The following is a 13554-nucleotide window of genomic DNA, read 5'->3' as shown; positions in this document are numbered from 1 at the left end:
GTATAAATAAAATACATCTCCTAAAAATTATGCGCAAATATGATTGAAATGCAGAAAATAAACACCCATATTGAAATATAAATAAAAGCAAAGAAGCTGAGTGCTGCCGATGTAAACACTATGTGGCAGTTGAGGTATTCATGCTGAAAAGACAAATAGGAAATGATATGAACATTGCGGCAAATCCAGTGGTTGAAGCAGACCAGACAGTGTATTTAAAAGACTATCAAAAGCCCGTCTTTCTTGTAGATTCAATCAATTTGGATATTCAGGTGTATACAGATCACACCAATGTAGATGCCAAACTGGTCATGAAACGTCAGACTGAAGGTGATTTGGTATTATTGGGGCGTGATCTCGAACTTAAGTCTGTTCGGGTGAACGGTCAATTACTGGGTGAAAGTGACTATACATTAGATACTGAGCAATTAGTGATCCACAATGCACCAAATGAAGTTATTTTAGAAACTTCAGTGGTGATCCATCCTGAATCGAACACCATGTTGGAAGGTTTGTATCAAGCAGGGGATTTGTTTGTTACGCAAAATGAACCAGAAGGTTTCCGTAAAATTACCTTCTACCCAGACCGTCCCGATGTTTTGGCTGTGTTTACCACACGTGTTGAAGCCGATAAAAAATATCCTGTGCTTTTAGCCAATGGTAACTTGTTAGAAACAGGTGAAGTTGGCGATAACCGTCACTTTGCAATTTGGCAAGATCCGACCAAAAAGCCAAGCTATCTATTCGCTTGTGTGATCGGTGATTTAGCAGTTCTGAAGGATCGTTACACGACTTCTGAAGGTCGTGATGTTGCTTTAGAAATTTATGCAATTGAGAAAGACATTCCAAAATGCCATATCGCAATGGAAGCCTTAAAGCATTCTATGCGTTGGGATGAAGAGCATTATGGTCGCCCTTATGATCTAGATAACTATATGATTGTGGCGGTCAGCCAGTTCAATATGGGTGCTATGGAGAATAAAGGTTTAAATATCTTTAATACGTCTTGTGTGCTTGCAGATGAAGAATACACCACGGATGCGGCAATTATGCGCGTACAGTCGGTGATTGCGCATGAATATTTCCATAACTGGACAGGTAACCGTATTACCTGTCGTGACTGGTTCCAATTATGTTTGAAGGAAGGGTTGACCGTATTTCGTGATCAATCCTTCTCTGAAGATTTACAATCTGCCGCTGTACAGCGTATTGATGATGTAGCGGTATTAAAAGCCCATCAATTCCCAGAAGATTCAGGTCCGTTGTCACATCCACCACGTCCTGACCATTTTGTGGAGATTAATAACTTTTACACAGCTACGGTGTATGAGAAAGGTGCGGAAATTAACCGCATGATGTCGACGCTATTGGGTAAAGAAAAATTCCGTAAAGGGACTGATGAATACTTCCGTCGTCATGATGGGCAAGCCGTTACAGTGGAAGATTGGGTTGCAGCTTTGACCGCTGGTTCAGGCGTAGATTTATCTAACTTCCTGACGTGGTACAACCAACCTGGAACGCCAAAGCTCGAAGCGGAGGGTGAATATGATGCTACCGCACAAACCTATCGGTTGAGTTTTAAGCAAAGCTTGAAAGCACACGCCAAATATCCAAACTTAAAGGCTGTACCTATTCCTGTGGCATTGGCTTTGTTCAATGCCGAGACAGGTGAGCAATATAGCTTGCAATCGGAAGTCCTGTTTGAAAATGGTGTCAAAGATGGCGTGTATCTGTTTGACCAAGATCAAGCCAGCATTGTATTTACAGGTGTGACTACGAAACCTGTGGTGTCATTGCTGCGTAATTTCTCTGCGCCTGTGAACTTGGACTTTAATTATTCTGATGAGGAATTGGCATTCTTAATTCAGTATGAAACCAACGGCTTTAACCAATGGCAGGCAACACAGACTTTATTGGAACGTGTGTTACTGAATGATCATGATGCCGCGACTTATGTACAAGCGATCAAAAATACTTTACCAGCTCTAGTGGAAAAAGATCCATTACTAGCTTCACGTCTATTTGATGTACCAAGTGAAGGTTATCTGGGCAGCCGTATTGATGAAAACTATAATCCTGCGCTCATCCAAGAAAAGCGTAATACATTACTGAATACGCTGGCACACGCTTTAGGTGACTTCTGTAAAGAAACTTACTTAGCGTTAGATCCTGATTTACAGAAAGAATTTTCTCAGGCGATGGGTGTGCGTGCCCTGAAAAATATCATGCTGATGATGTTGGCTCGTCAAGGCGATGCTGATGCCTTTAGTCTGGCTCATACACAATATATGACAACGGGGAATATGTCTGAGCGTTTAGGTGCGCTGCGTGTATTGGTGTGGAATGATGCGCCGCAGGCACAAGATATTTTAGATGATTTTTATGATCGTTTTAAAGATGAAGCCCTTTCTCTAGACCAATGGTTTACCGTACAAGCTTCTCATCCAGAGGCGACTGCAGAGAGTATTCAAATCTTGCTCAATCATCCTGATTATGATTTAGGGACTCCTAATCGTATTCGTGCAGTCAGTGGTGGATTAAGTAACAATCCTGTGAATACATGGGGTTTTGGGGTTCAGCATTTTGTCGAGTTGGCAAAGTATTTAGACGAGAAAAATCCAATTCTGGGTTCACGTTTATTACAAGTATTGTCGCGTTGGTATACCTTGGCTGAACCACAGCGCTCAAGTGTATTGGCATCTTTAGAAGCGTTAAAACCACAAGTGAAATCTAAGAATGTGGTAGAAACTTTAAATAGTATGCTGAGTATTTGATTAAAATATTGTAGATTTTAATCTAAATCAGGCTATTTCTCAGAAATGAGGAATAGCCTTTTTATTTTTGAATATAGGGGGGGAGTAAGTAATTAGGGTTAAAAATAGAGCGTATGAAATCCTAAAGTGATATTTAAATTGGGAATATTTATTGAAAAATGTATTGATTTGATGAATTTGTCACAAATATGATCAATTGAATAGAGCGACTCCACATTTTCTTCATAATTTATAAACTTTCTGTTACATTTCGCCAGATTTTTTAAAGAGTGATAAAAATGAATAAGTTATTGGTTGCTTCTATGATTTCTACAACGATGCTAATGACAGGCTGTGCAAGTATTATTAAGGGTTCAACTCAAACACTCACTTTTACGAGTGTTCCAGAATCTGCGAAAATTGAAATTAAAAACAGTGCAGGGCAAAGTATTCATGTCGGGCAAACGCCAACGACTGTAACCCTTAAAAAAGGGGCAGGTTATTTTAAACCAGCAGAGTACCAAATCACTTTTAGTAAGGATGGATTCGCAGCTAAAACAGTTGTTGTTAAAGGTACAATCAGTGGTTGGTATTTTGGTAATATTATTTTTGGTGGTCTAATTGGCTTGTTGGCTGTCGATCCTGCAACAGGCGCGATGTATAGCTTTAAACCTGAAGATATCAATGCAGTGCTAGAAGCAACTGCAGAAAAAATGCCAACCACTGATAAAACGTTAGCGGTGGTGTTTACAGATCAAGTTCCACAAGATGTGATGGCGCGTGCAATTCAAATCAATAAATAATTTATTTGTGCTTTTGAGCGCGTTTAACGTAGAAACGTATTCACTAAAAAAAATCCCTCATGCATGAGGGATTTTATACTTTAGACCTTTACAATTAGGACAGGTATTGGCGATTGAGTCAGCACAGCTTGTGCGACACTGCCTAACATCATCTTTTTGAAGCCTGTACGACCATGTGAACCCATAATAATCAGGTCAGCACTTACCTCATCTGCAATTTGAATAATGCCATCTGCTGCTGATACACCACGAATCACCTTGGTATCAACATCAATTTCATCACGAATAAAAGATTGCTTAATGTCCGCTAAGCGTTTTTGTGCATTTGCTTCTGCCTGCATAAAATAATCGGTGATGGCAGGAGCGACCTTATAAAAGTCCACACCGACAAAAGGGTCAACAGCAACCACACACATTACAGTCACACGGCAATTTAATAATTTTGCTAAAGAAAGCGCTTGTTCAACAGCAGTGTATGAAATTGGTGATTCATCGACAGGTACTAAAATATGTTGATAAGTCATGAATAAACACCTTCGATTATAAATATAAAGTTTGGCTTGAAACGAATGAATAAATTATTAGGTCATAGACCTGAAGAAGCACCTACAACATTGCAGGTGCTTAGATCACTTTTTACTCTTTAACAATCAATACAGGTAATTGTGTACCACGGAGTACATCTTGTGCAAAACTGCCCAGTAAGAATTTTTGGAAGCCTTTACGACCATGTGAGCCCATCACAATCAGGTCTGATTTTTTCTCTTCTGCGGTTGTAACTACACCTTCGGCAGAAACTTGACCTTTAATAATTTGAGTAGTTGGTTCTACACCTTCAGCTTGAGCAATCACAAGCGCTTCTTTTAATGCTTTTTCAGCATTGGCATAAGCTTGTACAAAATATTCTTTCATAATTGCAGAAGAGTAATAGAAGTCGACTTCTGTAAACGGATCTTCTGCAACAAGGCTGATTAGTGTTAATTCGCTACCAAAAGCTTTCGCAATAATGGCGGCTTGTTTCACTGCTGAAAATGAAATTTCTGAGCCGTCTACTGGAACTAAAATATGTTGGTAAGACATCGGATTTACTCCTGTTGTTTATCATTATTGCTTCTTATTAATTGATAGCACATTGTCTGCTTATGATCAATTTATATAATGCAAAAAACAACGTAAATTCATAAAATTAATTGCTATTTTATAGTTTTGTTCAATTGAACATCGAATGAAAACCCGAGAGAAATTCTTGGATTTTCATACTGTATTTTTTTCTCAGATGATTAAAAGAATTTTTTTATAAATGATCGCATTCCTCTGAGAAAAAGTATCTTAAACTTGACATGATTGAGGATGATCTTGGAGTTTATATTCTTTCCGATAAAACAAAGAATTGATGGAAATTGGAATGATGAAGAAGATTGTATGTATGGCTTTGTGTTGTGTCATGCTGTTTTTAGCGGCATGCCAAAATGCGCAGAAGAGTACTAAAGTGATCGCGAAAAGCTTTAATACGGCAACGCAAGCTCAGCAAAAATTATTAGATCGTCATGCGCCTGCCAACGTCCTCATTCATTCCAATATCCGCTATATGAATCATCCCAAACTGGGGTTTGATCTGTATCAACCTGAAAACATTGCAGAACTAGGTTTGCGTCCTGCCATTATCTGGATTCATGGGGGTGGATGGGTTTCAGGCTCAAAGGAACATGCACGTGGCTATTTTAAGTTACTAGCAGCACAAGGGTTTAACGTGGTCTCAGTGGAGTATCAATTTGCACCAGAGTTGATTTATCCCAATCAGTTACTGCAAATTAATCAAGCGCTTAAGTTTATTAATAAACATGCTGAGGATTATCAAATTGATGCGAATCAACTTTATATGGCGGGGGATTCGGCAGGCGCTAATTTAGCCAGTCATTACGCCGCTTTACTTACAAATCCTCAATTTGCACAAGAGTTTGATTTTGTACCGAGGATACAGCCGCAACAGTTGAAGGGACTGATTTTACATTGTGGTATTTACGATATGGCATCTTTTGTAGCTACTGCACCTGAAGAGCGAAAAATTATTGAATGGGGGATTTATAGCTTAGTGCAAGCATATACAGGTGAACGCAAAAGTGATATGTCATTCTTAAATGAGATTTCACCCATACAGCATCTGACAGCTCAATATCCAGCAGTTTTTATTAGCGGTGGAAACAAAGACTTTTTAACAGAAACTCAATCTGTGCCATTCGTTGTAGCTTTAAAGAATAAGCAGATTCCTGTGACTGAGGTTTTCTATCCCGATAGTAAGGAGCCGTTAATTCATGAATATCAGTTTTTAATGAAATTAAAAGCCAGTCAGCAAACTTTTGACCAAACGATTGAGTTTATTCGGCATTACAGTGCATTGACAGGTGAATAAATGAAAATTCATATATTTACTGGATTGGTACTGTTAAGCTTCGCATAGAATTTTTGCAGGATGAAATCAAACATGAATCCACTACTCTTGGCTTATGCAATGCTGGCTTTGGCGATTATTTCTGAAGTAACAGGTTCAGCATTTTTAGTGAAATCGGACGGTTTTACGAAATTAGGGCCAAGCTTATTGGTTGTGCTTTTTTATGTGATTTCGTTCTATTTATTGTCTCAAGTGATTAAAACCATTCCTTTAGGAATCGCTTATGCGATTTGGGGTGGGGTTGGCATTATTTTAACTGCATTGGTCGGTTTCTTTGTCTTTAAACAAGTTTTGGATTTACCTGCTTTAATCGGTATTGCCATGATTGTCGGCGGTGTTATTGTGATGAATGTTTTCTCTAATTCGATTGGACATTAAGGTGAGATATCCCAAATAAAAAAAGCATGCAGAGCGCATGCTTTTGTATTGAATTATATTTATTTTTTAATGCGTAATTTCATAATAAATGAAACAGCAAAACCAAAGAGCAGTCCCCAGAAAGCTGAACCGATACCAAAAAATTGCACTCCAGAGGCACTGAATAAGAAGGTCATTAATGCAGCTTCACGATCTGAAATGTCATGAAAAGCCAGTGCAATGTTATGGCTAATCGTACCGAATAAGGCAATGCCAGCTAAAGCCACAATGAATATGTGCGGGAATGACATTAAAAGGCTGGTCAGAGTAGCGGCAAATAAGCCCATCAACACATAGAAGAAACCACAACTGATCCCTGCAATGTAGCGTTTACTTGGATCAGGATGAACTTGATCATCTAAACTAACAGCAGCACTAATCGCAGCAATATTCACGCTATAACAGCCAAAAGGTGCGAGAAGCGTTTGAATGAGTCCTGTACCACCAATCAATTGATTCACATGCGGTTGATAGCCATAACTTTTAATCATGGCAATGCCCGGTAAATACTGTGAAGCCATGTTGATGACAAATAAAGGCAAGGCTAAGCCCAAAATGGCAGACCACGTAAAATCAGGTGTCATCCACACAGGTTGAGCCATACTCCAAGTCACCGTAGGTGTTTGGAAGTCTAAAAATACGGGGCAGAGTGCCACAGCCGCAATTACGGTTAATACAATGCTATAACGTGGTGTAAGCTTTTTGGCAATAATATACACTGCTAATAAAGACAGAATAAATCCCCAATCCGTTTTAAGGCTAGCGAATAGTTCAATCCCAAACTTTAATAGCACGCCTGCGAGCATGGCACTGGTTAGGCTTTGCGGAATGAGAGTGAGGACTCTTTCAAAAATTCCAAGATAACCTAAAACTGCGGTAATCAAACCACAGATTAAAAATGCACCAATGGCTTCGTTTAAGCTATAGCCACTACCCGTCGCGATAATCAAAGCGAGACCTGCAGTTGACCACGAGGTAGAAACGGGGTATTTCAACTTCCAAGACAACAACATGCCCGCTAGACCAATACCGAGTCCTAATGCCCAAAACCATGAGGTAATTTGCTCAGTATTTGCACCTAGTATTTGGGCAGCTTGAATCACCAGTACTGCGGAAACACTGATGCCAATTAAGAAGGTGATGAAACCTGCGAAGACTGCGGGAATAGAAAAATCTTGAATGAGTTTTTGCATGTATCCGTACTTATTCTATTTGACCAAAGGGTTAAGCTTAGGTTTAGCATCATACGCTTAACCCCAATCGTGGAGAAGTGAAGATCTGAAATATAAATGATATTTCACGTTTTTACAGTTTTCGTTGAATTTTATTCAGCTATAGCGTGGAAAATGCCAGTTTCATGCCAAATGCTAAAAATGCAAAACCTACGACTGCGACAGCTACAGCCGTCAGTCGATATCGCTGATTAAAATAGGCAGCAAAACGAACCCCAGAGAAAATCAGAACACTTAAATACAGCATGCTAATGATTTGTAGAATAACAGACATCAAGGTAAAACTGATGGCTGGATAGGCATAAGCAGGGTCTACAAACTGCACAAAGAAGGAAAGATAAAATAAAATAGCTTTGGGATTCAGAATACTAATGGTCAAAGCCGTACGATAAGGCTGTGCATCCTTATAAGTGACAGTAACACCCGAATTTTCAAGCTGTTGTGCTGTTGCTCCTCGCCAAGTACGGATACTGGCTAGAATCAGTCGGCTACCCAAATAGGATAAATAGACTGCACCGACCACTTTTAAAATGGTGAACAACCACGGAAAGCTGTGTAATAGGGAGGCTGCACCAAAAATAGTGCACAGGATCAAAATTAGATCACCAGTGAAAACACCTAAAGCTGCAAGATAACCTACACGTGTACCAAAGCGTGAGGCAATAGACATAACATATAATGAATTTGGACCAGGAAGAATGACGATTAAAATCGTTCCAATAATATAGGTACTGAGATCCGTAATGCCAAACACAATCTACTCGTTATAAAAAAGCCCATTTTGTTATTCTAACAAAATGGGCTTGAGATTTGCGCAGTAATGGTGCGTAAATTTAAGCTTGAATTTCAGCATCTAAGCCGAAAGATTGACGTAATAAAGTGTTGAGTTGTTCACGTGCTTTAATAAAGCCGTCAATACCGCCTTGTAACAACTGGAATGCCATTAAGTCATGTTCTAAACGATCTTTAAATGTGTTTTTATCAATTACCATTGCAGGTTCTGAACTGATAGTGACTTGGCTTGGATCAAGTTGAAGCTGAACTTCTCGTGTATCTAGCTCTAATTCAGCCAATAAACTTGGAGATACTGTTAATAAATCACAACCTGCTAAACCAAGCACTTGATCAATACTGCGGAAGCTTGCACCCATAATCTCAGTTTTAATCTGGTGCTGCTTATAGTATTGATAAATTTGTTTTACAGAAACAACGCCTGGATCTTTATCAATTGGATAGCTTTCGACATTCTCTGCTTTTTTGTACCAGTCTAGAATGCGACCTACAAAGGGTGAAATTAAGGTAACTTTGGCATCGGCACATGCCTGTGCTTGATGTAAACCAAACAAGAGGGTGAGGTTGCAATGAATGCCTTCTGCTTCTAATGCTTGGGCGGCTTGAATGCCTTCCCAAGTCGAAGCAATCTTAATTAGGATTCGGTTTTGATCGATACCATAAGCTTTATAAAGTGCTAACAGCTCTTTGGCTTTTGCAATCGTGGCTTCGGTGTCATAAGACAAAGATGCATCAACTTCAGTTGAGACGCGCCCTTCAATCAGTTTTAAGATTTCTACACCGAATTTGACGGTTAATATATCAATTGTACGTTCAATCAATGCGTCACAAGTATAGCCTTCTTGTTTGGCTTGTTCATATGCCGCTTCAATCAACTCTTTATTTTCAGGTTGGTTAGCAGCAGCTGTGATTAAAGAAGGATTGGTTGTTGCATCCAGCGGACGAAATTTTTCAATTGCAGCTAAATCACTGCTATCCGCAACGATGGTTGTCATGTTTTTTAATTGGTTTAACGCACTTTGTGTCATTGAAATCTATTTCTTAAAAGTTGTACCCGTGATTTAGTTATACCACAATCTTTGTACAGCCCAAGCGCAATCAAGGGTTCAGGGTGATTTAATTCGTCATTTTTTTACTGTTTCGAATATGATCAATCAAAAAATGAGCAGCAGCACCCAGCTGACTTTCACGACTCCAGACCAAATCGACATAATATTCAAATTTCGGTGAGAAATCTTGGAAGTTGAGGATTTTTAATTGCTGCTGTAGTGATGGGTTTTCATTCAGCATTTCATAAGGCAGCACGCCCCAACCTAAGTTTTGCAAAATCATGGCACATGCCGAGTGGTGATTATCGGTACGCCAATAACTTTTGGAAAAGAGTAATTCAGGTTTGATACTGCGATCTCGACTTGCCACTACAATTTGGCGACTCTGCAAGACTTGTTCATAACTGATTTTATCGTACTGGGCGAGCGCATATTGTTTTGATGCCACCGCAATCAGCACTTCGCGTTTCAATTCGACAAATTGCTCACCACTTTGCAAGTGTTCGCGTTCGAACATCAGCGCTAACTGTGCTGACTGATTAAGTAGCATTTGCTGAGCATCTTCCTGTGGGGCAGAAAAGATGTTGATTTGTAACTCTGGGAAGCGTTGTTCGAGCAGCAGAATATAATCCGTCCAATCGGTATGCAGTAACTCAGAAACCACCACAATATTCAAACTGGATTCTAGACCTTGTGCTAGGGCATAGGCATGCTGTTTCCATTGATTCATTTCAATCAGAAGTTGTTGGGTTTTCTCGTACAAAGTCAGGGCTTGCGCAGTAGGAACAGGTTCTCGACCTTGGCGAGTAAATAGGGTTAAGTCCAGATCAATTTCAAGATTGGCAATTGACATGCTGATCGCAGAGGGGACTTTACTCAATTTACGCGCGGCTGCAGAAAATGATCCCGTTTCCATCACGGTTTGAAAAATAATCAGTTGATCTTGGTTAATATTCATTGGTCTGTTTTTTGCTTATGCTAATAAAAAAGTTTCTAGTATGATCTTTCAATATAACTGAAAGAATCTAACTCGATTAATCAGTATTATAAAAATAAAATAGCAGCTATCTAAGACAAAGAGTAGTTTCAAATGTTGATTTCCAAGAGAAGGATTGTTCATGCGTTGAGTTATGAGATCATCCTGTTGGTCATCATTGCGATCGCATTAAGTTTTATTTTTAATATGCCTATGGAAGTCACGGGGAGCCTTGGAATTGCCATGGCAGTCACCTCCGTGATTTGGAATATGGTGTTTAATCACTTTTTTGAAAAGTTTGAACGCCGTCGTAAACTCAAGCGTACTGTTCCAGTGCGTATTATGCATGCCATTGGCTTTGAAGGTGGTTTGATGTTAGTTACCATTCCTATGGTTGCTTATGCCATGCAAATGACCATCTGGCAGGCAATTTTATTAGACTTCAGTTTGACCATGTGTATTTTGGTGTATACCTTTATTTTCCAATGGTGCTATGACCATATTGAACTTCGCTTAGGGTATTCTCCAATGCATCAGTCTTAAAATTTAAAAAGCCACATTGTGTGGCTTTTTTTATGTGTAGATGTGACTCGTTTTGAGTCGGACTCATCACAAAATAAAAATAAAGAATGATGTAAATGGTCTAAAAACTGCAAAAGGATTGAAGAATCGCGAATCGGGCGTAAGTTGGCTTTAACCGTTATGCAATATCATGTCTAAGGTATTAGTAGTTTTTACGATGATCTGCCATATAATCCTTAAAAGAAAGATTGAAGCTCAAGTGGTATCTCACTTCAATTTTTGAAATAACACTGTCCTAATAATAACAAGCAGAGTACGCAGATGGATTGGACATACCAAGTACAACATTATGGTTATATTGCTGTCCTAATCGGTTCATTCTTTGAAGGGGAAACCATCCTCATGCTTGGTGCTTATGCAGTGCATCAACATGTGCTTAATTTTTGGCTGTTAATTGTTTCAGCTATGATTGGTGGTTTTATGGGTGATCAGTTTTATTACCAAATCGGTAAACGATATGGTTATGATTTTATTGACCAGCGCCCAAAATTAAAACTTAGATTTCAAAAAGCCAGTGTATTAATTGAAAACTATCCGACCTTAAGTATTTTGTTGATGCGTTTTGCTTGGGGATTGCGAACCGTGATTCCTATGATTATTGGCATTAAGCAATATCCTACCTTGCGTTATATGGTCATCAATCTATTGGCGTGTTTTATTTGGGCATTCGTTGTAGTGAGTGTGGGTTTGCAAGTTTCGCATTGGTTGCATCAGTTCTGGCAGGGGTTCATCCATGATAATGAATCCTCTGAATTGATTGTCGGTGCAGTGGTAATTTGTATTTTGTCTGGGCGGTTTTTATTGCCTATCATTTCCAAGCCTAGAAGTAAAAAATAAGGCTCTATTTTCTTAAAGACTTTAATTTTCAAAATAGTTCATGAGTCTTAAAATAAAAAAGCACCTCCGTAGAAGTGCTTTTATAGCGAGTTTAAGTCAATTATTTTTCAACAATTGCCGTTACGCCTTGTCCACCTGCAGCACAAATCGAGATCAGTACACGACCTGAACCTTTTTGGTGAATCAATTTTGCAGCTGTTGCTAAAATACGACCGCCAGTTGCAGCAAATGGATGACCTGCAGCTAAAGATGAACCTTTAACATTCAGTTTGCTGCGATCGATAGTACCCAGTGGAGCAGTTAAACCTAAACGTTCTTTACAGAATTGTGGATCTTCCCAAGCTTTTAAGGTTGAAAGGACTTGTGAGGCAAAGGCCTCATGAATTTCGTAATAGTCGAAATCTTGCAGGGTAATGCCCGCACGTTCCAGCATACGTGGAACTGCATAAGCAGGTGCCATCAACAAGCCTTCTTTTGGTCCATTTTTGCCAATGAAGTCTACAGCAGCTGTTTCTGTGAAGCTTAAATATGCCAACACTTCATGACCATTGGCTTTTGCCCATTCTTCAGATGCAAGTAACACACAAGAAGCACCATCGGTTAGCGGAGTCGAGTTACCCGCAGTCATGGTACGTGCGTCACCTTTACCAAATACAGGTTTTAGTTTTGCCAGTTTCTCTACAGAAGAGTCCGCACGTAGGTTGTTATCACGATTTAAACCCAAGAATGGCGTGATCAAGTCATCAAAGAAACCTTCTTCATAAGCTTGCGCCATTTTTTGATGTGAAGACGCAGCAAGTTCATCTTGTGCTTCACGAGAAATACCCCATTCTAATGCTGTAATCGCTTGATGATCACCCATAGAAAGACCGGTGCGTGGTTCACCGTTTTTCGGGGCATCCATCAAATCTTTAAGGTTAATTTTGGTTAAGGCTTTAAGACGATCTTTGGCTGTTTTGGCAATATTGAGTTCAAGCAGTACTTTACGTAAACCATCACCCAAAGCAATTGGAGCATCTGAAGTGGTGTCTACACCACCTGCAATACCAACTTCAATTTGTCCTAAGGCAATTTTGTTTGCCACTTGGAAGGCTGCTTGTAAACCAGTACCACAGGCTTGTTGCAAATCATAAGCTGGAGTTTCAGGTGCTAAAGCTGTCTCTAACACACATTCACGAGTCATATTGAAGTCACGGCTATGTTTTAACACTGCACCCGCAACAACTTCACCTAAACGTTGACCTTGAAGGTTGTAACGTTCAACAAGACCATTTAATGCTGCGGTAAACATATCCGTGTTTGATGCAGTGAAATAAGCACCATTAGAACGAGCGAATGGAATACGGTTACCACCAATAATTGCAACGCGGCGAGTAGTGTTTTGACTCATAATTTTTTCCTGTTGAACAGAAGTTAGAGTTGTAGATTCAGTTTTAGTGGTACTGGGTGCTGCTTTTTTGCGAGGCGAAGAAGTTACACGTGTACGAGTTGTTTTAGTCGTTGGAGTAGCAGACGTAGAAGCTGTGTCAGTTGTTTTGCGTGTACGAGTACGCGCTTTTGATGTATTTGACACAGATTCAGTCACAGAATGTTCGACTGCTGGATTTTCTTGAGTTGTTTTGCTCATCAGGCTTTTCCAAGCATGTTACAGTATTCTTGAGGTG

Annotated in this window: 13 protein-coding genes; 6 read left to right on the top strand and 7 right to left on the bottom strand. The window is 39.5% G+C overall.

What is annotated here, in order from left to right; genetic code table 11:
• Nucleotides 1–167: 167 nt before the first annotated feature.
• Nucleotides 168–2774, top strand: coding sequence for an aminopeptidase N (gene pepN / locus MKI85_RS09725; RefSeq protein ID WP_241627277.1), 2607 nt, complete (start codon nucleotides 168–170; stop codon nucleotides 2772–2774).
• 278 nt (nucleotides 2775–3052) lie between these two features.
• Nucleotides 3053–3556 (top strand): hypothetical protein, encoded by a 504-nt coding sequence (locus tag MKI85_RS09720; protein ID WP_241627276.1) that lies wholly within the window; start codon nucleotides 3053–3055, stop codon nucleotides 3554–3556.
• Nucleotides 3557–3636: 80 nt separating this feature from the next.
• Here MKI85_RS09720 and MKI85_RS09715 read toward each other — a convergent pair whose 3' ends face one another.
• The gene (locus MKI85_RS09715; RefSeq protein ID WP_241627274.1) at nucleotides 3637–4080 is read right to left on the bottom strand and encodes a universal stress protein; all 444 of its coding nucleotides are present in this window, start codon (nucleotides 4078–4080) and stop codon (nucleotides 3637–3639) included.
• 112 nt (nucleotides 4081–4192) lie between these two features.
• Nucleotides 4193–4636 (bottom strand): universal stress protein, encoded by a 444-nt coding sequence (locus tag MKI85_RS09710; RefSeq protein WP_241627272.1) that lies wholly within the window; start codon nucleotides 4634–4636, stop codon nucleotides 4193–4195.
• Nucleotides 4637–4964: 328 nt separating this feature from the next.
• Between MKI85_RS09710 and MKI85_RS09705 the strand changes: the two genes are divergently transcribed.
• Complete coding sequence (locus MKI85_RS09705; protein WP_413351781.1) at nucleotides 4965–5966, top strand: alpha/beta hydrolase; 1002 nt, start codon at nucleotides 4965–4967, stop codon at nucleotides 5964–5966.
• Between the two features lie 72 nt (nucleotides 5967–6038).
• Nucleotides 6039–6383 carry a DMT family transporter gene (locus MKI85_RS09700; RefSeq protein ID WP_241627268.1) on the top strand — a complete coding sequence of 115 codons (345 nt, stop codon included), beginning with the start codon at nucleotides 6039–6041 and terminating at the stop codon, nucleotides 6381–6383.
• Between the two features lie 59 nt (nucleotides 6384–6442).
• On the opposite strand, the gene MKI85_RS09695 is transcribed toward MKI85_RS09700, so the two are convergent.
• From MKI85_RS09695 to aceR, 4 genes are all read right to left on the bottom strand, one after another.
• Nucleotides 6443–7615 carry a benzoate/H(+) symporter BenE family transporter gene (locus MKI85_RS09695; RefSeq protein WP_241627266.1) on the bottom strand — a complete coding sequence of 391 codons (1173 nt, stop codon included), beginning with the start codon at nucleotides 7613–7615 and terminating at the stop codon, nucleotides 6443–6445.
• A 139-nt stretch (nucleotides 7616–7754) separates the two neighbouring features.
• Nucleotides 7755–8408 carry a leucine efflux protein LeuE gene (gene leuE / locus MKI85_RS09690; protein WP_241627264.1) on the bottom strand — a complete coding sequence of 218 codons (654 nt, stop codon included), beginning with the start codon at nucleotides 8406–8408 and terminating at the stop codon, nucleotides 7755–7757.
• Nucleotides 8409–8487: 79 nt separating this feature from the next.
• Nucleotides 8488–9474, bottom strand: a complete 987-nt coding sequence (gene tal, locus MKI85_RS09685; RefSeq protein WP_241627262.1) for a transaldolase — start codon at nucleotides 9472–9474, stop codon at nucleotides 8488–8490.
• 88 nt (nucleotides 9475–9562) lie between these two features.
• The gene (aceR, locus tag MKI85_RS09680; RefSeq protein ID WP_241627260.1) at nucleotides 9563–10453 is read right to left on the bottom strand and encodes an HTH-type transcriptional regulator AceR; all 891 of its coding nucleotides are present in this window, start codon (nucleotides 10451–10453) and stop codon (nucleotides 9563–9565) included.
• Between the two features lie 132 nt (nucleotides 10454–10585).
• Here aceR and aceI point away from each other — a divergent pair, with 132 nt between their 5' ends.
• Nucleotides 10586–11014 (top strand): chlorhexidine efflux PACE transporter AceI, encoded by a 429-nt coding sequence (aceI, locus tag MKI85_RS09675; RefSeq protein WP_241627257.1) that lies wholly within the window; start codon nucleotides 10586–10588, stop codon nucleotides 11012–11014.
• Between the two features lie 300 nt (nucleotides 11015–11314).
• Complete coding sequence (locus MKI85_RS09670) at nucleotides 11315–11890, top strand: DedA family protein (protein WP_241627255.1); 576 nt, start codon at nucleotides 11315–11317, stop codon at nucleotides 11888–11890.
• Between the two features lie 100 nt (nucleotides 11891–11990).
• Here the strand turns inward: MKI85_RS09670 and MKI85_RS09665 are convergent, their stop codons facing one another.
• Complete coding sequence (locus MKI85_RS09665; RefSeq protein WP_241627253.1) at nucleotides 11991–13517, bottom strand: acetyl-CoA C-acetyltransferase; 1527 nt, start codon at nucleotides 13515–13517, stop codon at nucleotides 11991–11993.
• Between the last annotated feature and the right edge of the window lie 37 nt (nucleotides 13518–13554).

The organism is Acinetobacter zhairuonensis (assembly GCF_022601715.1).
In the GTDB taxonomy this organism is placed as follows: Bacteria; Pseudomonadota; Gammaproteobacteria; order Pseudomonadales; family Moraxellaceae; genus Acinetobacter.
This window is presented reverse-complemented; position numbering and strand designations above follow the sequence as displayed.

What these genes read in the sequence shown, in the direction of transcription:
- pepN (WP_241627277.1), top strand. Translation starts at nt 168, where the DNA reads ATGAACATTGCGGCAAATCCAGTGGTTGAAGCAGACCAGACAGTGTAT.
- MKI85_RS09720 (WP_241627276.1), top strand. Translation starts at nt 3,053, where the DNA reads ATGAATAAGTTATTGGTTGCTTCTATGATTTCTACAACGATGCTAATG.
- MKI85_RS09715 (WP_241627274.1), bottom strand. Translation starts at nt 4,080, where the DNA reads ATGACTTATCAACATATTTTAGTACCTGTCGATGAATCACCAATTTCA.
- MKI85_RS09710 (WP_241627272.1), bottom strand. Translation starts at nt 4,636, where the DNA reads ATGTCTTACCAACATATTTTAGTTCCAGTAGACGGCTCAGAAATTTCA.
- MKI85_RS09705 (WP_413351781.1), top strand. Translation starts at nt 4,965, where the DNA reads ATGAAGAAGATTGTATGTATGGCTTTGTGTTGTGTCATGCTGTTTTTA.
- MKI85_RS09700 (WP_241627268.1), top strand. Translation starts at nt 6,039, where the DNA reads ATGAATCCACTACTCTTGGCTTATGCAATGCTGGCTTTGGCGATTATT.
- MKI85_RS09695 (WP_241627266.1), bottom strand. Translation starts at nt 7,615, where the DNA reads ATGCAAAAACTCATTCAAGATTTTTCTATTCCCGCAGTCTTCGCAGGT.
- tal (WP_241627262.1), bottom strand. Translation starts at nt 9,474, where the DNA reads ATGACACAAAGTGCGTTAAACCAATTAAAAAACATGACAACCATCGTT.
- aceR (WP_241627260.1), bottom strand. Translation starts at nt 10,453, where the DNA reads ATGAATATTAACCAAGATCAACTGATTATTTTTCAAACCGTGATGGAA.
- aceI (WP_241627257.1), top strand. Translation starts at nt 10,586, where the DNA reads ATGTTGATTTCCAAGAGAAGGATTGTTCATGCGTTGAGTTATGAGATC.
- MKI85_RS09670 (WP_241627255.1), top strand. Translation starts at nt 11,315, where the DNA reads ATGGATTGGACATACCAAGTACAACATTATGGTTATATTGCTGTCCTA.
- MKI85_RS09665 (WP_241627253.1), bottom strand. Translation starts at nt 13,517, where the DNA reads ATGAGCAAAACAACTCAAGAAAATCCAGCAGTCGAACATTCTGTGACT.